A 23257-nucleotide genomic window follows, 5' to 3' on the forward strand; every position below is an offset into this window, starting at 1 on the left:
GTTATATTTAGCCACAAATTACATTCCTGATGTAGTCGACATACTGGCTAAAAATCAGTATGTAAGCACAAACTATTGAGTTTTTTGACGTAGTATTGATGTAGGTAAATAGGCGCATTGCAAACGTTTGTTTGAAATAATTTTAAAGGTGTTGAGGTCAAGACGTGGTAATAAATTAGGTATGGCTTTCGACTCAAGCGTAACTTACAATCGTTAAAATAACCCAAACTAAACCTAAATCCACACTCACATGAAAAAAACGCTTCTTTCAGTATTCTTAATTCTGTTAGGAGGGGTTCTTTACGCGCAGGATATTAGCGTCAAAGGAACCGTGACTTCAGCCTCAGACGGAACGCCCATACCGGGAGTTACCATTTCAATTAAAGATGTGCCGGGAAAAGGAACCGCCACCGATTTGGATGGACATTACTCCATCAGCGTGGGTTCAGACCAATCGTTGGTCTTCTCTTTTATTGGTATGCAACCACAAACAATAGCAGTTACCGGACAAACGGTCATTGATGTAGTTTTGGCCAGTTCGACTCAGAACATAGAAGAACTTGTCGTAATTGGTTATGGTGTTCAAAAGAAGAGTCTTTTAACCTCTTCTATTGCTAAAATATCGAGCAGTGAGATTGAGAAATCTAATCCATTGCGCGTGGAGCAGGCCTTACAGGGCAAAACTGCCGGTGTTCAAGTTATCTCTAACTCGGGCCAACCCGGTGAAGGGTTTACTGTCCGTATCCGCGGTATTGGCACTACAGGGGACTCCAATCCTTTATACATTGTAGATGGAATGCCCGTTGGAGGAATTGATTTTCTAAATCCCAACGATGTTGAGTCGATAGAGGTATTAAAGGATGCATCGGCAACAGCTATTTATGGTGCTCGAGGTGCCAATGGCGTTGTACTTATGACAACCAAACAGGGAAAAAAGGGAAAGATTGCAGTAAACTATGATTTCTCTTACAGCATTCAGAATGCGTGGAAAAAAGTTTCCCTGCTTAATGCTCCGGAATATGCTATGATTATGAATGAGAGCTATGCCAACGACAATAGCCCTATTCCTTTTTCCGATGTGCCTTCATTGCTTTCGACTGTAGGTAACGGTACCGACTGGCAGGATGAGATTTTTTACAAAAATGCTCCTGCCTTGAGTCATCAATTCTCGGTAAGCGGAGGGAATGATGCATCTACATTTTTATCTTCCTTTGCCTACACTACTCAGGATGGTATTGTTGCCAAAGGTAAATCGAACTATGAGCGGTTTTCTTATCGCATTAATTCTGCACATCATACGGGAATTTTCAGTTTTGGGAATAACTTAGTCTTTATAAATAAGAAAACCCGCGGTATCGATCCTAACGCAGAATTCAGCAGTCCACTATCCAAGGCTGTGAATATGGATCCATTAACTCCAGTAAGGAATGCTGACGGGAGTTGGGGTGCATCTAGCTACGCCACGCAAGAGGTTGTTAATCCAGTTGCTTACCTGAGTGTTTTAAATTCAGAGTATAGGGAGAATAAAGTTGTGGGCGATGTATGGGCTCAACTAGAACCTTTGCAGGGCCTTAAGGTTAAGTCTGCCTTCGGTATTGATTTGGCCAATGGATTCACGCGTACTTTTATTCCTGTATATGATTTGGGAGGAAACGTAAAAGCAACTGTTTCGCAAGCCAGTGCGGGCAACGATCGTTGGTTTACCTGGCAAAATGAAACCACCATTTCATATTCTAAAGTAATTGCTAAGCACTCATTTTCGGCAATTGCTGGTATGACTGCCAATAGTTACCGCAATGATAATGTTGGTGGTAGCAAGACCAATTTGCTATTTAATGACTTTGGACACGGTTACATTAATAATGGCACCGATGAAGAGAGCTACAAATCGTATGGTGGCGCCAGCGAACACGCTTTGCTTTCGTATTTTGCTCGAGGCAACTATGTTTTTAACGATAAATATATAATTGAAGGTGTATTTCGTGCCGATGGTTCGTCCAATTTCGGATCGAATAACCGATTTGGATTTTTCCCTGCCCTCTCGGCCGGTTGGGTCCTCACCAAGGAATCATTTATGGAGAGTATTCCTTCCGTTTCTTTCCTAAAGTTACGCTTTGGTTGGGGTCAAAATGGAAATGAATCCATTGGAGGCTTTAAGTACACTTCCGTGATAGGGGCTGGTAGCAAGTATACCTTTGGAACAGGCGAGGTTATAACAGTAGGCGCAAATCCAGTTGGTGTTTCCAATCCCGATTTGAGATGGGAAACTTCGGAACAAACTAATATTGGTATTGATAGCCGATTCTTAAACGATAAGGTATCTCTGGGCGTGAACCTTTACCAAAAGGATACCAAAGACTTGTTGGTGGTTGCCCCAATACCTGCATTTGTTGGAAATGGAGCTCCAACCGTAAACGGTGGATCGGTTCGAAATCGAGGAGTTGAGCTGGAGCTTGGTTATAAAACCATGGTTCGCGATATCTCCTTCGATGTAAACCTTTCCGGAGGTTATAATAAGAACGAAGTGATGTCCATAGACAATAGCGAAGGGAAAATATACGGTGCCGGTGTGGCCGTGGGGATGTATAATGTATGTATGGCCGAAGTTGGTCAACCCATTGCTTACTTCTGGGGTTACAAAACCAATGGAATTTTCCAGAACCAGAGCCAAATATTGGCGCATACCTCTACTGATGGAACTGTTTTGCAGCCAAATGCAAAACCTGGCGATCTTATTTGGGTGGATAGAAATGACGACGGAAAGATTGATGACAAGGACCGCACTAATATTGGTAATCCTTATCCAACGTTTACTGCCGGGTTTAGCTTTAATGCTCAATTTAAAGGATTCGACTTCAACATGTTTTGGTATGGAGCCTTTGGCCAAGATATTTATAGTGGAACTCGCCGATACGATTTGCCAATGTCAAATTGGGAATCATCCGTTCTCGATAGGTGGACAGGCGAAGGTACTTCGAATTCGCAACCTCGTGTTACTATAGCCGATCCTAACCAAAACTACTTTAGGGTTTCCGACTTCTACGTTCACGATGGATCTTTCCTTCGGTTGAAGAATCTTACCCTTGGCTATACCATTCCCGAGACGATTAGTCAGCGCATTAAAATCTCGAAGTTGAGGCTCTATGTTTCTTCCACTAATCTCTTAACCATTACTAAATACAAGGGTTCTGATCCGGAAATTGGTGCAAAAGGTTCGTTGGATGTTGGTATCGACCGGAATATTTATCCACAGGCCCATACCTTCATTTTTGGTCTCAATCTCAGTTTTTAACCTTTTAACTTAAGCCTTATGATTAGAAAAACATATATACTGTTCTCGGTTGTAGTTCTTGCGGGTCTTGGATCTTGCACGAAAGACTTCCTCGAAAAGGAGCCTTTGACCGATAGGGTTGAGGAAAACTTCTATAAAACCCCCGATGATGCATTTCAAGCATTAGTTGCCGTTTATGATGTTTTGCAGTGGCAAACCGGAGGTGGTTATCATCCCAACGATTTGGTGAGTAATATCTTATCCGACGATGCCTTTTGTGGCGGATCGGGTCCTGGCGATAGACCAGGCTTAAACAGAATGGGCCGTTTTAGCGAATATACTACGGACCAAGAGCCACTTGGACTATGGAAAGATAGGTATACGGGAATTTATCGGGCTAACATTTTACTCGAGAAAATTGAGGCGATTCCATTCCCTGATGCTGCACTAAAAACGAGGTATATTGCCGAAGCTCGCTTCTTGAGGGGGTACTACTACTTCCAGTTGGAGCAATATTTTGGTCATATTCCATTAATCCTTAAAACACTATCGGTTTCTGAAAACAATCAGGTTCAGGCTGCTCCTGCCGATGTTTACAACCAAATCGCTAGCGATTTATGGTTTGCCTATAATTCATTACCTGCTACCATTGTCGCTAACGAAACAGGTCGTGTTTCTAAGTGGGCTGCCGGTTCAATGTTGGCAAGGGTTTACCTTTACCATAAAGGTTATGGCAAGGGTGTTCTTGGTATTACCAGCGATTTGAAAGCCGATGACAAAATCTTTACTGAGGCCGATATTGAAGCGATTGTTGATGATGTAATTACCACCAGTGGCCACGATAGAGTTGCTAACTATGCAGATTTGTGGGGTGTTTCGAATGAGAATAATATTGAATCTATTTTTCAAGTAAACCATACCGCAAAAGGCGATTGGGGCGATTGGGGATGGGGAAATGGAAGTGAAGGAAACTGGACTATTGTGATGTCGGGCTTCCGTGGTATGAACGATCCAATTTACGATGCAGGATGGGGATTTCAACCGGCATCAGCCTCGCTAGCTAGCGAGTTTGAACCTGGCGATGCACGGTATATTGTTTCTATCCTTGATCCTACTACTGAAGGGCGGACCTACAAGCCACAAGACTGCTATCAGCATACCGGGTTTGCATTCAAAAAGATTCAACCAGTCAAGGCCAATAAACCTGCAACTAATAGCGATTTAAATTGGCCTAATAACTGGATGGTAATCCGTTTTGCCGATGTGCTGCTTATGGGAGCCGAGCTCAACCTAGATAATAACTTGTCTAAAGCTCAAGGTTACTACAACTTGGTTAGGGAACGTGCTTTTGGTTCCACTGCAACTCCTCCAACGCTTACGAATGGTACTGCTGGTTTAGATTTAATTTTCCATGAGCGCCGTGTAGAGTTTGCAGGAGAGGGCCTACGCTATTGGGATTTACTTCGTCGTGGGTTGACATACGCTCAGCAGAAGATCGACGCTGCTGCGGGAGTTGCTCCATTCAACGAAACCTTTGTTCCAGCTACACTTGGCCTATTGCCTATTCCTCAATCGGAGATAACCGTATCGGGTAACTCTTTGGTTCAGAATGCTGGTTACTAACGACAGTCAACTATTGAAAAAATGAAAGCTATGAAAAAACGTATATTTCTGATTGGTTATTTGTTGGTTATTGGTCTCCTGTGGTTTGGTTGCGAACCCATGGAAACAGATAAGCCATCTACCGGTTCGGCTCCTACCGCGGAGCAACTCAGCTTTATTGTTGCTCCCGGGGCCGATGATTTTCACTTTAAGGTAATCAATACTTCTGCCGTTAAGGGTATTGCCAACTGGGATTTAGGCAACGGTGGAAAGGCAATTGGCGATACGGTTATAGGGTATTATCCTCTTGATAAGTCCTATACCATTAAGCTAACCCTTTTTACTTCGGGTGGAACTGCTTTTGTTACCCAAGACCTTACTCAAACCAAGACCGACTATGCCTACTTCGAAGACCCCTTGCTTATTGCCATCTCGGGTGGACCCGACGCAGTAAACGGAAAGACTTGGGTTATTGATAGCACAACTGCAGGTCACCTCGGTGTAGGGCCAATTGATGCGAAAACTCCAGTTTGGTGGGCCGCTCAACCACTTGATAAAGCTGGACATTGGCTCTATGATGACGAATTCACCTTTAAACTTGTTGGCTTTGCCTATAACGTGAATACCCATGGTAAAACCTACGCTTCGCACGATGGTGCGGCTAAAGGACTCACTGCTGGTTACTATACTGCCAAAACTTGGGAGGATGCCAACGACGAAGATTTAACAACCAACGATGCGGCTCGTGCTAGCATGACTTGGATGGTCGATAAAGTTGGGGAAACCTATTTCATTAATTTTGCTCAGCCCGGTGGTGTTCTTGGTTACGACGATGGTCAAGCAAGAAGTTATGAGGTGTTGAGCTTTGGTGAAAACGAGCTTTATGTAAGGTCTGCCGATGCTTTGGATGCTCGCTACCATAAGCTAATACCGAAGGGCTTCGCGCTACCAACAATTACTTTCGACTATACCGTTGCTGCAACGGCTAACCCCAATGAGTATAGCTACTCCATTGCCAACGTTTTGGTTCCAGCTAATTTTACGGTTACCTCAATCGTTTATGATTTTGGTGATGGGACAACTCAGGTGGCTGCTTCTACATCGACAGTGCTTACTAATACCTACATGCGCAAGGGTGTTTATCCAACTAACGTTAGGGTTATTACAACCGATGGCACTTTCACTAAATCGTTTACGGTTAATGTAGCCAGTAACCATCCTAGCTATGTTCCATACCTTTTGGATGCCATGATCATGTATAACGACTTTGGTGAAACTACTCTGGTTCCAATGGCCTTCGATAAATCGGGTGCCGATGGTAGCCTTTCGATAGTAACCAATCCCGATGCTACCAGATATCCCAATCGTAGCGCACATGCTGCCAAATACACAAAGATTAATGCAGAATGGGCGAATGCATACATGCTATTACCTGCAGGCTACCGGTTTAACTTGACTAAGCAAACAACCTTTAAAATGTTGGTGTATGGAAATGCTGGCGATAATGTATTGCTGAAACTTGAGAATACTGATTATGCTGGAAATGCATGGAAAACAGCTACTCACGACTATACTTACACCATAAAGGAATCGAATAAGTGGGAAATTGCTGAGTTTAATTTTGCAGGTGTGGGAGCCGGTTTCGATTGGACTGGTGAAGTCTTTACTGCCGATATTACAACGGACTCGAGGTTTAACGATAACTTCTATAACGTTGCTCGCATCATGGTTAGTCCTGGCATTGGTAGTGGAACATTCTCTTTCCATTTTGATGATTTTGCAGGACCACATGTTGAGGGACTAAAATAGTATAAAAGGGGTAGGGGTAACCCTATCCCTTTAATAATTTATACCAACGAAAATGAATAAACCGACGATACTACTCATTGTGTTGCTACTTATGGTTGGCTGTAGTGGTGCCGCTCAAAATGGGGCTCCTAAACGATTTTTCTCTAACAATACAGCTACTGAGCATAAAATAGATTCCCTGCTCAAGTTGATGACTCTTGACGAGAAAATTGGGCAACTCAACCAACTTACCGGCGATGGCGAGGTTACTGGACCCATTACTCTTGCTGTTTCTTACCAAGATGCGATTCGAAAGGGGCAAGTTGGTTCCATGTTAAATGTGAACGGTGCCGCTTATACCCTTAAAATTCAAAAGATTGCCGTAGAGGAGAGCCGCCTTGGTATTCCTCTGATATTTGGCTATGATGTAATTCATGGATACAAAACCATATTTCCTGTTCCACTTGGCGATGCCGCTTCCTTCGACCTTGAGTCCATTGAAAAGGGGGCAAGGGTTGCTGCCATTGAGGCTGCTGCTTCTGGCCAGCATTGGACATTTGCGCCTATGGTAGACATTGCGCGTGATCCACGTTGGGGAAGGGTAATGGAAGGAGCCGGTGAGGACACTTACTATGGTTCGTTGGTTGCTGCTGCTCGGGTTAAGGGATTTCAGGGAAATAACCTTGGTGATGGCACAACCATTTTGGCTTGCGCAAAGCACTTTGTTGCATATGGCGCAGCCATGAGCGGCCGCGATTACAACACCGTGGATATTTCGGAGCGTACTCTTTACGAGGTTTATTTGCCCCCTTTTAAGGCGGCTCTCGATGCCGGAGTGGCCACGTTTATGTCCTCATTTAATGAGCTCAACGGGGTTCCTGTTACCGGAAATAAGGAGATGATACACGACTTGCTTAAGCAGAAGTGGGGATTCGATGGCTTTGTCGTTTCCGATTGGGCCTCAATTATGGAGATGTTACCGCATGGGATTGCCGCCAATCAGTATGAAGCATCGGAAATGGCCATGAATGCAGGAATCGATATGGATATGGAAGCTCACTTTTATACGGCTGAACTCCCAAAATTACTAAAGGATGGTAAGATTACCGAAGCACAAATTAACGAATCGGTAAAACGAATTTTACGGTTGAAATATAAGTTGGGATTGTTTGAGGATCCTTATCGTTATTGCGATACTGCTCGCGAGAAGAAGGAGTTGCTTAATCCACGCTACCTCGATATTGCTCGAGACGCTGCCCGCAAGTCCATGGTTTTGCTCAAGAATGATAATGTATTACCCATAAGCAAAAGTGTTAAGACCATTGCTGTGATTGGACCTATGGCCGATAATCAAGATGATTTAATCGGAACATGGTCGGCTCGAGGTGAAGCAAAGGACGTAGTGAGCATGCTCACAGGAATCAAGGATAAGATGCCAAATTCCTCGGTTATTTATGCGAAGGGTTGCGAAATTTCCGGTGATTCTAAAGCCGGCTTTGCCCAAGCGTTAGCTGCGGCTCGCCGAGCCGATGTTGTGGTTGTTGCCGTTGGCGAAGCTGCCATGATGTCGGGTGAGGCTTTGAGCCGTGCTTACCTCGATCTTCCTGGTGTTCAACGCGATTTGGTTCTTGCACTCAATGAGCTGCATAAGCCGATGGTTGTGGTTGTGATGAATGGACGTCCACTCACCCTGGAATGGATGGATCAGCAGGTTCCTTCCATTCTGGAGGCTTGGCTTCCGGGAACCATGGGTGGACCGGCAATTGCCGATGTGCTGTTTGGCGATTATAATCCATCAGGAAAGTTGCCCATGACATTTCCCCGCTCTACGGGTCAAATCCCCCTCTTTTATAATCATAAGAACACCGGAAGACCTCGGATCGATTCGGTTAGGTATACTTCCAAGTATATTGACTCACCAAATACTCCACTCTATCCATTCGGTTATGGCTTGAGCTATACTACGTTCAATTATTCAAATTTTAGGATTAATCGTCCTACAATGGGAATGAAAGATACGCTCACCGTTACAGTAAATGTGAAGAATACTGGCAAATACGACGGAACGGAGATCGTTCAGCTCTATATCCGCGATATGGTAGGTAGTGTTACTCGTCCGGTAAAGGAGCTTAAGGGTATTCGAAAAGTAGCTTTACGGGCTGGAGAAGATGCCGTAGTGGTGTTTAAGTTAACGGCCAGTGATCTTGCATTCTATAATCGAAATATGGAGTTCAAGGCTGAATATGGTGATTTTAAGGTTTTCATAGGTTCTAGTTCGGCAGAGGTGCAAGAATTAGGTTTTAGGCTAGCTCAATAGGGGCGGCACCGGGAGAATGTTTCATTACTCCCGGTGTTTTTTTATTCTCTTCGATTGTTAAATTTGCAGAATATGGTGCTGATAATGAAACGGAGTTTACTTGTTATTGCTGCGATATTGTTGATGCAACTACCCTCGTTTTCTCAAATTAGGGTAATGGTTTGGAATGATGAGTTTGGAACAGCCGGACTGGTCGATCAGGCTAAGTGGAGCTATGAGGTAGGCGGTAGCGGATGGGGCAATAACGAACTGCAGTACTACACCAGTAATCGCCTCGAGAATGCTCGGGTCGAGAATGGATACCTTACCATTGAAGCCCGCAAGGAGCCCTTTGAAGGCAAGGAATATACATCGGCGCGGTTGGTTACTACCAATAAGGGTGATTGGTTATATGGTCGATTTGAAGTTAGGGCAAAACTGCCCGGTGGCAAAGGAACATGGCCTGCAATATGGATGCTTCCTACAAATTGGAGCTACGGTAATTGGCCTTCGAGTGGGGAGATTGATATCATGGAGTATGTTGGATACGATCCTGGAAATGTGCACGGAAGCATTCATACGGAAGCATATAATCACGTAATTGGCACGCAAAAAACCAGCACTTACGTTGTGGCCGATGCTGAAACTACCTACCATAACTATGCCATTGAATGGACTTCCGAAACGGTTGATTTCTTTATTGACAACGTTAAATACTATTCGTTTGCCAATGAGCATAAGGACTATAAGGTGTGGCCATTCGATCAACCTTTTCATTTTATACTAAATATGGCAGTAGGGGGAAATTGGGGTGGTGCACAGGGAGTGGATCCCAACATTTGGCCCCAGAATATGTCTGTGGACTATGCCCGAGTTTACCAGAACATTGCTAAGTCCGATATTAAGGTTGACGGTCCTGCAAACGTTACTGCCAACGCAACCGGATTGGCATTTAAAACCCAAAATATTGTGGGCGCCACTTTCCAGTGGAGTGTTCCCCAGGGTGCCACGATTCTTTCGGGACAAGGAACTAACCAAATTCAGGTTAACTGGGGAACGGTTGCCGGATTGGTTCAGGTTCAAATTGAACATCCTGAAGCTGCGGGGACCTACTCGAAGGCGGTTTTGTTAATTACTTCGCCTACTGGTGATAAGTTTACCGTTGTGGATTTTAACACTTCGGGAACCGAGGGCTGGACTCCCTTTACCAGCGGTGGCAATACTATTACGCTTAGTAAGCAGGATACCCTCCTGCTTATTAAGTATAGTATAGTCGATCCGAGTGTGAACCCTTATGTGGATTTTACCTTCCCAAACCCCATTAGCATGGCGTCCCTTAGCCATCTTGCCATTTGGATGAAAACATTTAACCTTAGCCATTCTGTGTTGGTAAGAGCCGATCCTTTCGATGTGGATGGAAAGTTTGCTGATGCAACTCCCGTGTTTAAATTCAACCCAACACTACCCGATGGTGTATTTCATTGCTACCAAATGGATTTTTCCAACAAGTGGGGTTCAAATACCCCTACATATGGTAGCAGCATTAATAAAGAGGCAGTAGCTGGCATACGGTTCTTTGTCGACTACGGTTTCTATGGAAAGGTTGCCAGCGATTCGCTCTGGATCGATAAAATTGAGATCAGTAAGGATGGACTAACCTCCACTACTCTCCTTGATGGCTTATCCGATAGGCTTAGCATTTTCCCAAATCCATGTTCTGATTATATCACCATTCGGCCATTGAACAACAGCGAACTGCCCACTCAAATTGTGGTGATGGACATGCTTGGTCGAACGGAGTTGGTTGCCAATAGCGATAGCCGAACAATCGATATTCGTTTGCTCTCAAACGGTTTTCATCTGTTTCGGGTAACGTATAAGGATGCTCAATACTCCACGCTGATTTTGAAAAAATAACAACCTATTTCTGTTATACCTTTCTTCATCTCCTTTTCGCATTCCCTTTGTTTTGTTGGTTTTAAAGACTCAACATAAAGTCGATAAGGTTTGTTTCACTCTCAATTCCCAACTTTTTGCGCAATCGGTACCGGCTTATTTCAACGCCTCTGACGGTGATGTTGAGCATTTGTGCAATATCCTTCGTGCTCATGTTTAGCCTTAGGTAGGCACACATCTTTAGCTCATGGGGTGTTAGGGTAGGATAGGTCTCCTTAATTTTCTTGAGAAAGTTATCGTGTACCTCGTCAAAATGAAGCTCGAACCGCTGCCATTCGTTGTCAAGCTTGATATCGGAATCGATAGTCTGGATTAGCTCCATTACTTCTCGCTGCGAAACTAAACTCAACTTCTTTGCTACCGCCTCCAGCTTCACCTTGATCTTGCTAAGGAATTCATTTTTATGGGTAATGTGTAAGGCAATGCTTGCCAGCTCGCGGTTTTTGCCATCCACATCAATCTTTTTTGTTTCAATCTCGGCTTGCAACTTCTCGTTTCGCAGCTTAATAATCTCCTTTTCGGCAATCAATGCCTCGCGTTCGTAGGCCTCTTCCTGCGACTTTAACTCTTTTTCTTTCTCCTTCTCTAACTTGGCTGTAGCATCTACAATCTTCTTTTTTACCACTCTTCGGGCAACCATACTTGCTCCGGTAAGCAGCAGCAAATATAAAACAATGGCCAACTTTGATAGGTACCTTGGGTAATCAATGGTGAATACCGTTATGGCTTCGGTGCTTTCGTGCCCCTCGGAATCCCTTGCTTTAACATGGAAAGTATATTTCCCTGGCGAGAGGTTGGTATACTCTTTATGGGTTATCCCTGTGGCAGCAGACCAATCCGTATCGAGCCCTTCGAGCCATACTCTATACTGTAAGTTTTGTTCGCTATAGCGAGGTGCTGTGTAGATGATGCTAATCGAGTTCTGTCGGTAAGGAATCTCCAGCGAGCCGCTAGCGCTATTTCCGTAATCGTCGAATAAAACAGGCCCATTGGTGACCAGCGATCGCATCTGCTTTATGTAGCATGCGTATGGAAGGGTGTCCGTTTTTGGGAAGGTGGCGTCGTAGTGGATGATGCCCGATTCAGTACCCACAAATATGTTGGCCATGTTATCCACAAATATATTCTCGTAGGAACTTACAAAGCTGTTGCCAAACTTATTAAGGGGAGTGGTTACATACTTATAGGCGTTGGACGATTCGTGTTTGAGAAGAGATATATCGTTTTTCTTGAGTACCCATATGTTTCCATACTTATCCTCAATTAAGCGGCGAATATTGGTAGAGTCTTTCAATAGCCGGTTGAATTCAGAGTAGCGTTCCATCGTATCGGTAATGGCATTGTAGCGAAATATACCGGTGGAAGTAATAAACACAACCTGATTACGAACCTTATCAACGGCTATACCACCACTCTGAGGAAAGCCTTTGGATTGGTCGTAGAGGTATGAGGCAATAACGCTATCTTTTTGATCGTTGAGCACAATTTTGAATATTCCCTTATAGCCATGGGCCATCCAAAGATTTTCATATTCATCCTCGGCAAGCAATCTCGACGATTCGTTGAATCCGGCAATCTCCTTCGAGAATTGCCAACTCCCATTTTTCTTTTCGTAGAGATGTAGTCCATTATACTTGCCCACTATGAACTTATTTGGATGATTCCTAAGTGGAAGAAACTGCCAGGATCCCTCTTTTTCCGATATCTTTTGAGCGGTATTGTTTACCAGGAATGTACCAAAGTTATGGCCACAGAATAGATTCCCATCAATAGCACTGAGCGACCATACCTGCCCGTTGGTGGTCTCCATACGCTCGAAGTATGGTGCGGTCGAAAGTGTATTGGTTCTTGTTTCCCAAGGAGCCATGTATACACCTTGATTGGTTCCTGCGTAAAATCTGGATTTAAAAATACTTACCGAATAGCAAGCTCCAAGCAAACCTAGCCCTTCGTTATAGTATGAGAGTGGTGAGTTGAGTTCGAGGTAGTCGATTCCGTTATCAAGGCCTAACCAAAGATTATGGTTACAATCCACGTAGGTGCTAAGAATGGTGTTGTTTTGAAGGCCTTTGCGCTTGTTGATGTATTGCACCACTTCGCCATTCTCTTGCGTAATGAGTAACCCATCCTGAATAGTTCCAAAGGCTATATATCCATTCGGAATAGCTGAGGCGGAAAATATCTGGTTACGCACTAGAAAGGTATTCGCCGCGTTGTTCCAGGGTTTAAATACTCCCTCTGAGAATATCCATACCCCATGGTTGATGGTGGCGAAAAGGTATTTTTCGGAGGAGATTTTGAGCACGGCCCATACCTGAATGCCTTTAAAGGTGCCTTTGTCGTTGTAGCGTTCAATCGTATTCCCGTGGAGAAGATAGATATTGCCACTTTTGCCCTGAACGTAGTAATCCTTACCTATCAAAAATGAGAATTGTAATGGTTCAGGAGGTGTAGCAATGGTAATGGTTTCCTTCTCAAATATCAATACCTTGCTAAAGCTCTGGAAAATGATTTTTCGCCCCACTTTTGTAATACGCCATATTTCCTCAATATTGACGGATTTATCCTTTAAAAGCGGCATGAGCGAATGGTAAACTAGTCCCTTTTGGTTGTCGCGTAGGAAGTAGCCAAACTCTTCAAATGCCCCAGTATAAATGGTGTCGCCTACGCAAAGAATGGATCGCACGAGTTTGTTGCTATCGGGCATGGTGAATAGGTTCCAGAACTGACCATCGAATTGCAGCACGCCGTTATTGTTGGCAAAATACATAAATCCACGATTGTCTTGGCTAATGCCCCAGTTTTGGGTTCCACCACCATATTCCGCTTTTTTAAAGTTCCGCATTAAGGGAGTGCCCTTCTCTTTTACTTGGGCAAAACCGGAAACAATTATGAATAGGAAAAGGCCAGTTATTAGAAGTTTACGCATAGCTTGGTGTTGAATCTTTTTATCGAAATATAGATAAAATAAATGATTTTGGTTGTTATCCGTTTCCTAGTCCTTAATACCGATAATTTTTGCAATAGGAAGTGCTAACAAATCGAGAATGAGCGATAGCAACTGTCAACAATTTGGAGCTATTTATAGCGAATATTCATGGACAATGAGATGTAGAATAGATAATGGTTAAAGTGTAAGCAAGGCTACTAATACCTACATAACGGGGTAGCCTTCAATAATAATTGTAAAATATATTAGATTTGGTATTGACATTAAAGAAAATATTTACGACCTTTAGGTTGTCACTAAACCCAAATATTGCCAATACTAAGAACTTTGAACTATGCGATTCGAAATTAAGTTGGCTGTTGATGGAAATGCACCGCCAATCCTACCTATTAACTACCAATACGAGCTTGCCTCGTGGATATACCGCACCATTGCCGAAGGCGACAGAGACTATGCCACCTGGCTACATACAAATGGTTTCTCCTGTGGTAGCAAAACCTTTAAGTTGTTCTGCTTTTCGCACCTTATTACACCGAAACGCAACATTGTAGGCGATCGATTGCATGTGCTATCGCCAGAGATTTCGTTCCGGCTTTCCTTTCTGCCCGAACGCTCCACCGAAGAGTTTATAAAAGGGGTATTTCACAACCAAACAATGATTCTTGGCGATAGAATTAGTCAAGGCCGGTTTCGCGTAGGTAGCATAACCCTCGAAAACAAGGAAGATTTTACCACTTGGGGCGTATTCAAAACCCTCTCGCCAGTGGTTGTTTCCTCATTCCGCGACGATAGATCGAAGGAGTATATATCGCCAACCGATTGCCGCTTTGGTGCGCTTCTTATTGGGAACCTTAAACAAAAGTATAAGCTATACCACGGGCATGATTATATCGATATCGTTAAGCCTGAGTTTGAGCTGTTGGGCGAGCCAAAGCAAAAGGGCATTACCCTAAAACAGAGTGGCGAATATCCAATTAAGGTTATTGGTTACCAATTTAGTTTTAGGCTATCGGCCGATTCGGCCTTGCTCCAAATGGGCTATGCTGCCGGATTTGGTGAGGACAATAGCATGGGCTTCGGTATGTGCCAGTTACAGTAAATATTCAAAGCATACACAATAGTTCTAATCGCACTTAATCGCAAGTAATCGCTTACAATGGCACCCTTCGTGGGAATTGTGAAACCAATTAAACTAGTTTATTATGCCATTACGCTATGCATTATTTGAAAACCACCTAACGTCCGAGTCAGACGACTTTATGGCTGTGGTGCAATTCTACGAGTCAAAGACTCAGGACGATGTGATTAACCTGATGATAAGCCGTGGTTCAACCGTAACAAGGGCTGAGGCTTTATCGGTTATGGAGGAGTATGGCCTAGCCACCGAGCAGCTGCTCAAGGAGGGCTACGGCATTAATACTCCACTCTTCAACCTAAGCCCATCTATTCAGGGTGTATTTAACGGTAGCGATGATAGCTTCGACCGCAGTCGGCATACCGTTAGAGTGAATATTACTCCTGGCCTACGAATTAAGGGTGTTGTGGGTAGCATATCGGTTGAGAAGGTAAAGGGTGCCACTCCTAAACCCGATCCCGAATATCTTGATGATAAGGGCTCGGGTACACGCAATGATATCCTTACTCCAGGAAACATTGCTGTGTTGAAGGGTTCGCGCCTTAAATACGACGAGGCCGATCCAAAACAGGGTATCTTCTTTATTGCCAGTAACGGAACCGAAACCAGAGTGACCACTGTTTCGCGCAACAAGCCGGCTGAAATCGATTTCCTTATTCCTACGCTTCCCCAAGGGGAGTATAGCGTTGAGGTGCGGGTGTTATTTAAGAACACTAAAGAGTTGAGAATTGGCTGGATTAACAGTAACCTAACTGTTAAATAATAGTTGTCCGCATGGTGGTTCCTAAACCACCATGCGGCTTTTTTTAAAAAGAAAGGCGGCATAAGGCTCGATAGTATGGCGGCATAAGGCTCGATAGTATGGCGACGTAAGGCTCGATAGTATGGCGACGTAAGGCTCGATAGTATGGCGACGTAAGGCTCGATAGTATGGCGACGTAAGGCCCCGGAAGTGAGGAGTGATTGCGACTAAAAAACCTTCTCGATTTTGAAGATGTAGAAGGTTTGATTGTATATGTAAGCAGTGGAGAATACTTGCCCTGATAGGCAAAACGATAATAAACAGATACAACTATATGCGAATACATTTAAAGATTATGGCATCAAAGCAAGGTATACCCGTTATGAACCAGCCGTTGCTATATAAAAAAAGGAAACCTGAATAGGTTTCCTTATAATCCACTCTGATACGATTAGATTAATCAATTACATATATATTTCAATTCCTTCGAATGGTTACATTGGCAAAGATATGATTAAGGAGGTAATAAATCAAATTAACTAATTATTTTAATCTATAACTTATATTGGAATATTTCTTTATATTTGCAGAATATAAAATATATGATATGGATAGTTATAAGGTTTTTATGAATTTTGATCACCATCTTATGGATGAAAGCGAATTGGATAATTACATTAAGGATTGGATTAGGCTACTTTCTATGCAAGGATATTTTGCAAGCCAGATCATTCAGATTATTTTTGATGGTCCTCATTTTAGGTCCTCATTTCTCAATGAAGATATATACAGACGTATTAGGACGTCATTTGAGCAAAGGTTAACAAATGATCCTAATCGTTAGTTTTTTGATATATAATTAAGGTAGTTGCTTTTTAGACTAAATGGAGTTAATAAACCAAACATATGCGAATACATTTAAAGATTAAGGCACCAAAGCAAGGTATACCCGTTATGCACCAGCCGTTGCTTACGGGAACAATTCACAAGTGGATAGGTGATAACAACACTGTGCATGGAGAATTAGCTCTGTTTTCATATTCATGGTTGAATGGAGGTAAGTTTAAGAATGGAATGCTGCACTTTGATAGCGAATGCAACCTTTTTATAAGCAGCTACGATAATGAGTTAGTAGGACAGCTGATAAAAGGGATACAGCACGATTCGTCAATGTTTGGTGGATTAGAGGTGAAAGAGATTTGCCTTGAGCCTGAGCCTGATTTCTCTGATAAAGATCGTTTCGATATAGCGAGCCCAATCTTTATTAAGCGACGGATTGAATCCTCAATTCAGCATATTCTCTATACCGATCCACTGGCGGGAGTATATCTGGTTGAAACACTGCGAAAAAAGATGGAAAAGGTAGGGCTAGTAGATGATACGCTTAAAATAGCGTTTGACTTAAGTTACCCTAAGGCAGGAACCAAATTAGTACATTACAATGGTGTTGAAAACAAGGCCAGCTGGTGCCCCATAATAATTGAAGGAAAACCAGACACAAAGGGCTTTGCTTGGAACGTAGGGCTAGGAAATTCAACAGGCATTGGATTAGGGGCAATAAAGTAAAACCAATCCTTCAAGGTTTTCAACACTTGAAGTTTATAAAGCAGCAGCAATGTTATATATCGTAAAATATTCAGGTCCTTTTGGGTTTATAAAGCCTTGGACTGCCGTTCGCGATAGCGAAACTTATAGCCAACAGTTTTTGACACCTTCCATATTAGCAGGTATAGAGCGAAAACTTTTCCCTGAGTTGTTGGAGAAAGAGTTTGGAATATATAAGGTGAAACGACATCGGTTATCTTATTCGGGAATATCGCAGCAGCAAGAGCAAATACAGCCTCGCGGCTGGAATGCCAAAGGTACCGTCAATAACCGAACCTACGAGCGGCCCTATGCCATACTTGTACGGGGGGTCTTGATTAACCCAGTGCTATGGCTTGCTTTTGAAAGTTATGATGATGCTCAAATTGCATCTTGCCAGCATATTTGTCTTGCTCGAAATGAGGATATGCTATACCCCGATGAGGAGATTCTTGAGGTTGAGGAGAATGAGTTTAATACGAATGAGGAGGTTTTTAATGGGTTTGAACTGATGATGGAAGAGAACGACAACTCATTTATGGTTGGTTATAACCGATTCGATGGTAATAAACCAATGTATGGATGGCTTAATACCGTTGGGCATCCGGTTAAAAATGTTTACTAGATGAACATTCCTTGCAAGCATATTAAAGCAAAGGGGGCTCCCGATAATACTCCACTTTTCCAGCACTTGGAGCAGGTAAGGCAAGTAGCCGAAACAATTGCAAATGCGAAAAATCTCGATGTTTCTATTGCTCGGGCAGGAGCCTTGCTTCACGATATAGGGAAGGCTAGTCCTATTTTTCAAGCACAGCTAGAGGGGGTAAGGCCTAAACGCTTTTTTCGGCATGAGATAGCCTCCATCTTGTTTATCTCCTTATTCGATCCCGCAATTTATCCACAATTAATTGAGATGGTGGTAGGGCACCATAAGTCGATTCGAACCCCAAATAATTCGACGGCAAAGGGAATACTCGATTTAGACGACAGCTGTGATGATTCCTTTGTGGTGCATGCAGAGAAGTGGGATTTATGGATGCCCCAAGCAATTGAAATACTAGAAGGATTTGGCGTTAGTGGTCGTTTGCTTTCGCTACAGGAGGCTGAGTCAAATTATTTGTTTGTACTCGATTATTGTGATAATGCCATTAAGCAGCAAGGTTATTCTAAATGGAAAGGGTTATTGGTTGGAGCCGATCATTTTGCTTCTGCCTTGGGCGATAAAACACAGGAGCAGGTGAGTAGAATCTTTCAAACGCCAAATCTTACTTACTTTAACCGAAAGCATCCATTATACCCTCTTTCTCTTAAAGAATCGGATTCCTCTAAACCTCACACCATGATTGTTGCCTCTACGGGTGCAGGCAAAACCGATTTTCTCTTCAGAAGATGTAAGGGTAGAGTGTTTTATACCCTTCCTTTTCAGGCCTCAATAAATGCCATGTATAAAAGGGTAAAGAGAGATCTTGAGGAGACAAATCCAAACCTAGATATTCGATTGCTGCATTCCTCTTCTCAGATTGTGGTTAGTGGAACTTCCGTAGAAGAAAAGACCATACAAGGACATATTGGTTCGTCCATTAAGGTTCTAACTCCACATCAAATTGCTTCTATTGCATTTGGCCTACAGGGTTTTGAAGCAACCATTGCCGATTTGGAGGGGTGCGATGTTATTCTCGATGAAATCCATACCTATAGTGGAGTTACACAGTCCATTGTCTTTAAAATAGTACAGGTTCTAAAGCATTTAAACTGTCGAATTCATATAGGCACAGCAACAATGCCTACGGCACTCTACGCGCAGGTAATGGAGGTTCTTGGAAAGGAAAATGTTCTAGAGGTTAAGCTATCCAATGAAGAGATGGATGCTTTTGATAGGCATACTGTGCATAAGATTGCCACATGGAACGATGGATATGCCGAAATTGCTCATGCAATTGCCGAGAGTAAAAAGGTTCTTGTGGTGTGCAACAAGGTACAGAATGCACAGGAGCAGTATACTTACTTTAGGGAGCAATACCCCAATGTCCCGATTATTTTGCTCCATAGCCGATTCAAAAGAATGGATAGAGCGCAAAAGGAAAAGTTGTTGCTTGGCTTAAATGAAGAGGGTGCCCCCAATGGGACTTTTAATACCTCAACACAAGCGTGTATTGTGGTATCAACACAAGTTGTTGAGGTTAGCCTAGATATTAGCTTCGATATAATGGTGACAGAAACTGCTCCATTAGACGCACTTATACAGCGTTTTGGTCGCATAAATAGAAAGAGAACAGAGGCTACTATTGGGCGATTTATGCCAGTATACGTTATTCAGCCTCCTGAGAAGGAAACCGATTGTAGACCGTACAAGAAGGAGGTGCTAGTCCGCAGCTATGATGTGTTGGCTACCAATGAAATTTTAAAGGAGCGAGGCTTACAGGAAAAAATTGACACTGTATTTCCCAATATTGATGTGCTGAATATTGAGCAGCATTCGGTATTTAAGCAAGATGGTAAATGGCAAATAGATTTTCTTACCCATAGGAATAAGTCCATCCTTTTTGAATTGCTTGAGATTGATAGTGTGGCCTGTATTACCGAAGACGACGAAATATCCTATAGGGAGTCCGATTATGATACTCGAGTAGGTATGGAGATACCGGCTAAATTCAACTATAGCTTTAAAATGCTACGGCAATCGATCTATGGTAGTCGGCCATTTATTGTACCCAGTAGCGCATACAGCCATGAGCTGGGCCTTAATATGCTCATGCTAAAGCCTGAGTTCTACACAACTTTTGAATTCTTATAAATATAGGAACTATGATAACAACCGTTATTGGACGAACATTCTTAAACGCCTACAACAAAACATACCAAAAGAGCTATACTCCAAAGGAGTTTTTCGACAAGGTATACTTTGAGTTGTTCTTTAACCATCCTAAATATATGATGTGGGCGCAAAACTCCCCATTTGTTCAGATGAGAGGAGTGCAAAAACCCGAAAACTTAACTTCTGTGGAGAGGCTTGAAAAGTTGGAAAACCTGCACCAGAAGATAATTCAGGGCGACCGCGATGCGAGCATTGCCATTGGCTTCCCCGCATCGGAGGACAAGGAGTTTGCCACCACTTCGGGCTCGGTAACCGATATGGTAATAGAAATATCAGATGAGGATGTTTACTACACTTGGATTGGAAGTAGTCTGAGCATTGGAATCGCTGGTGGGTTTTCATTGCTCTTTAACGATGAACAAATTCTATTGGATATTTATAGAGGTTGGGAGCACTATCGTCATTTTTTAAATGATGAAGCCATTAGTAAAATTAGGGGCAATCAGATTATAACATGGAATGGCCAATGGTTAAATTACTTCTATAGCTCAGATTTTAGAGAGAACTTCGACTTTACAACACTTGAAAATGCTGGTATATTCACGCAAGATGCCACCCTAATTCAGGCCAATACCATAAAATGGAGTAAGTTATTCTTCAACCTTTCCAAGCACTATTCCGATAGGGTTATTCCTGGCTATATCTTTGGATTAGGCCAAACCAATAAAACGCTGGGGTTTTATCCATTTCATTTCAAACAGGGGCGTAAACTTATTCATATTTATAGGCAACTCTTTGGAGAGAATGATTCGCTTAAGGATGCTAAGGATTATGAAGCATTATTTGGTATTCATATAAAACGGGCATGCGAGCTTGGGGCAATTGGTTTGCAGGCTTTGGAACCGGAGGGACTCAGGAAGTACTTTACCGAAGCAAAGTTGCCCAACTTTGCAAAGCCTTCGATATCTCTTAAAAAGACGGATACTGAGGATGAGCTGGCCTACAAACAGCTTCAGGCAGAACAAAAGGATTACAACCAAAATATTATTCCATTTCGAACTTTTAAAACTTGGCTAGTTGCTATGATTACGAAAAACAAGGAAGAGATTCTAGATTATACCGCCGAAGTTGCTGCTGCGCTTCATGAGTATAAGAAAGCTACCACAAGAACTGATAGAGGAAACCTTATTAAGAGCGAACTCTTGGTGGCTAAGACTAAAAAGGCTTTTTTAGATTGCCTAAGCGATGTAATTAAAGATGTGGCTACTGAAAAGCTGGAACTATTTAAAGGGTTACGCGACAGAGTTCACCTTATGACCCATGAGGACTTTGGTTACTTTGTTGTGCTGCTGAAATTCGATTATGCCTTCCAAGAACGAACCTAAAACTTACGAATACTATGAACTCAACAATTTACATTCGCACGCTAAAGCGCGCAGAGCACACCGTTTTTTGTGTAGCCGATGGTCAAAAGACCTATTTCGATCCACAATTTAGAACAGCTGTTCCCTATTCGAGCGGGCAGCAGGTTAAGCGATCGCTCATTGATGCATTGTCTAATGCATTGAATGAGATACCTGCCCCAACAACCTTTTTGTTTGATGCAGACAAGGATGGCAAGCTAAAAGAGGGGGAAGTTTATGCTACCTGCGATCCTTCCAGCGCCGATCAGCTACTTGGTGGCTGGATGAAAGCGTCAAAGGGAGGCACCGAGCGCACCATTAAGCGCAGAAGCCCGCTCTCAATCTCTGCAATGAGAGGGTTACATCCCTTGCTTACGAGCACGCCTAACGAAAACATTTCGTTTGATAGAAGCGATAGACCCAATAATGCTGTAATTGTTCGGAATGAAAAGGGCGAGGTATTATCGGAAGATCAAATTGCAGCTCTGCTTACGGGGAAGGATCGCAGCTTAAGCCGTAAATGGATTCCAGACAACAAAAGGGCAAATGGCCTTTTTATCCAAGACATGGCCATTGATTTACGCAGACTTTTTTGCGTGCTCCAAAATCCGTTGGAGCCAGAAATATCTGCTGAAACAGAGGCAAAGTTACTTGCAAATGGTTGGGTTGAGTGCCATAATATTTTTGGCAAATGTTTAGTTGCACCTAAGGCTATTCGGGCGAAGTTGATTCCAGCCTTAGCCTACGCAATTGTAAACTGGTCTATTACCTCCAACCAATCGCGCACCTTTAGCTTGATGGAGACACTAGCTATTTCGGTTAGCGATAATGCAAATAAGATTGCGAGTAGTATTCGAGCAAAACTGCATGAGGAGGACGATAATAAGGCTGTGCCCATTATAGAGGAAGAGTTAGCTGGAGTAAACTCCTTTGTTTCGCTTTCGGCGGCCGGATATATTAGAACTAAAAAAGAGGTTGCTGATGCCCTTGATAATGCTCAGCAGCACCTAGTAGACCTGATGATGGCCTTCGATTACGAAAACCAAATGAAATAGACGCCTCCACGTTGTTCCAACGATGGAATGTTATCTACTAGTAAAACCTTGCAGCGTGCGCAGCACCTGCAAGCGTTTTTATATTCCGTAAGCAGAGCAACCCTGTAAGCGGTCGAAGACCCTTGCAGCGGTAGCGATAGAAAAATTGTGGTAGAAGACCCCTTCGGTAGAGCAACCCTGTAAGTGGTCGAAGACCCTTATAGCGGTAGCGACAGGAATGTTTTGGCGTAAGACCTTGCAGCGGTAGCGATAGAAAAATTGTGGTCGAAGACCCTTGCAGCGGTAGCGACAGAAAAATTGCGGTGTAAGACCCTTATAGCAGTAAACAATAGTTCGGTAATAACTAGTGTAAATATTTGACAATCAGAAAAATAGGCGTGAATAAATTTGAATAAGACCTTAGAAATCAGTATCTTAAAAGATTATTCCAGTAATTTTCTAAGCATGATTCCTAAGGTCAGTAATATTGTTAAGTATTACATATACAGCACATTAAACAATGACTGTTTTAATAAACTCAATAAAACTCGCAAAGATTTTGTTGTAAGCGTTCTTTGGCACATTTTGAGTATCAAAGGTAGGATAAATTTCTTACAGCTGGGTCGCTTTAGCCAATCTAGCGAACAGACCTACCGCAACCAGTTCGAGAAACCGTTCGAT

At 42.9% G+C, this 23257-nt stretch carries 13 protein-coding genes and 1 pseudogene; 13 read left to right on the top strand and 1 reads right to left on the bottom strand.

The genetic code is table 11. The features are described 5' to 3' along the window. The first annotated feature begins 250 nt into the window (after positions 1-250). The 5 genes from BLS65_RS11070 to BLS65_RS18280 all read left to right on the top strand — a co-directional run bounded on the left by BLS65_RS11070 (position 251) and on the right by BLS65_RS18280 (position 10874). Positions 251-3292 carry a SusC/RagA family TonB-linked outer membrane protein gene (locus BLS65_RS11070; RefSeq protein WP_092438942.1) on the top strand — a complete coding sequence of 1014 codons (3042 nt, stop codon included), beginning with the start codon at positions 251-253 and terminating at the stop codon, positions 3290-3292. An 18-nt stretch (positions 3293-3310) separates the two neighbouring features. Continuing rightward, entirely contained in the window at positions 3311-4894 is a 1584-nt protein-coding gene (locus BLS65_RS11075) for a RagB/SusD family nutrient uptake outer membrane protein (protein ID WP_092438944.1), read from the top strand. A gap of 30 nt (positions 4895-4924) precedes the next feature. Then, complete coding sequence (locus tag BLS65_RS11080; protein ID WP_125869848.1) at positions 4925-6682, top strand: PKD domain-containing protein; 1758 nt, start codon at positions 4925-4927, stop codon at positions 6680-6682. Positions 6683-6734: 52 nt separating this feature from the next. Continuing rightward, complete coding sequence (locus BLS65_RS11085; RefSeq protein WP_212590539.1) at positions 6735-8978, top strand: glycoside hydrolase family 3 N-terminal domain-containing protein; 2244 nt, start codon at positions 6735-6737, stop codon at positions 8976-8978. Positions 8979-9050: 72 nt separating this feature from the next. Then, on the top strand, positions 9051-10874 hold the full coding sequence (locus tag BLS65_RS18280) for a family 16 glycosylhydrolase (protein ID WP_170830088.1): 1824 nt from the start codon (positions 9051-9053) through the stop codon (positions 10872-10874). 61 nt (positions 10875-10935) lie between these two features. Here BLS65_RS18280 and BLS65_RS11095 read toward each other — a convergent pair whose 3' ends face one another. Next, complete coding sequence (locus BLS65_RS11095; protein ID WP_092438948.1) at positions 10936-13842, bottom strand: triple tyrosine motif-containing protein; 2907 nt, start codon at positions 13840-13842, stop codon at positions 10936-10938. Positions 13843-14197: 355 nt separating this feature from the next. Between BLS65_RS11095 and cas6 (BLS65_RS11100) the strand changes: the two genes are divergently transcribed. From cas6 (BLS65_RS11100) to BLS65_RS18620, 8 genes and pseudogenes are all read left to right on the top strand, one after another. Then, positions 14198-14962 carry a CRISPR-associated endoribonuclease Cas6 gene (gene cas6, locus BLS65_RS11100; protein ID WP_092438950.1) on the top strand — a complete coding sequence of 255 codons (765 nt, stop codon included), beginning with the start codon at positions 14198-14200 and terminating at the stop codon, positions 14960-14962. Positions 14963-15065: 103 nt separating this feature from the next. After that, complete coding sequence (locus tag BLS65_RS11105; protein ID WP_092438952.1) at positions 15066-15761, top strand: DNA-binding domain-containing protein; 696 nt, start codon at positions 15066-15068, stop codon at positions 15759-15761. Positions 15762-16646: 885 nt separating this feature from the next. Continuing rightward, a complete protein-coding gene (gene cas6 / locus BLS65_RS11115; RefSeq protein WP_092438956.1) occupies positions 16647-17306 on the top strand; it encodes a CRISPR-associated endoribonuclease Cas6 in 660 nt (219 codons plus the stop codon). A gap of 49 nt (positions 17307-17355) precedes the next feature. Beyond that, positions 17356-17949, top strand: coding sequence for a hypothetical protein (locus tag BLS65_RS11120; protein ID WP_092438958.1), 594 nt, complete (start codon positions 17356-17358; stop codon positions 17947-17949). Further along, on the top strand, positions 17950-20118 hold the full coding sequence (locus tag BLS65_RS11125) for a CRISPR-associated helicase/endonuclease Cas3 (RefSeq protein WP_092438960.1): 2169 nt from the start codon (positions 17950-17952) through the stop codon (positions 20116-20118). It begins immediately after the preceding gene. An 11-nt stretch (positions 20119-20129) separates the two neighbouring features. Further along, positions 20130-21524 (top strand): hypothetical protein, encoded by a 1395-nt coding sequence (locus BLS65_RS11130; RefSeq protein ID WP_092438962.1) that lies wholly within the window; start codon positions 20130-20132, stop codon positions 21522-21524. Between the two features lie 14 nt (positions 21525-21538). Further along, positions 21539-22597 carry a CRISPR-associated protein Cas7 gene (locus BLS65_RS11135; protein WP_092438964.1) on the top strand — a complete coding sequence of 353 codons (1059 nt, stop codon included), beginning with the start codon at positions 21539-21541 and terminating at the stop codon, positions 22595-22597. A 444-nt stretch (positions 22598-23041) separates the two neighbouring features. Further along, positions 23042-23257, top strand: a pseudogene (locus tag BLS65_RS18620) (hypothetical protein); the annotation flags it as partial.

This window comes from Williamwhitmania taraxaci (genome assembly GCF_900096565.1).
GTDB classification, from domain to species: Bacteria; Bacteroidota; Bacteroidia; order Bacteroidales; family Williamwhitmaniaceae; genus Williamwhitmania; species Williamwhitmania taraxaci.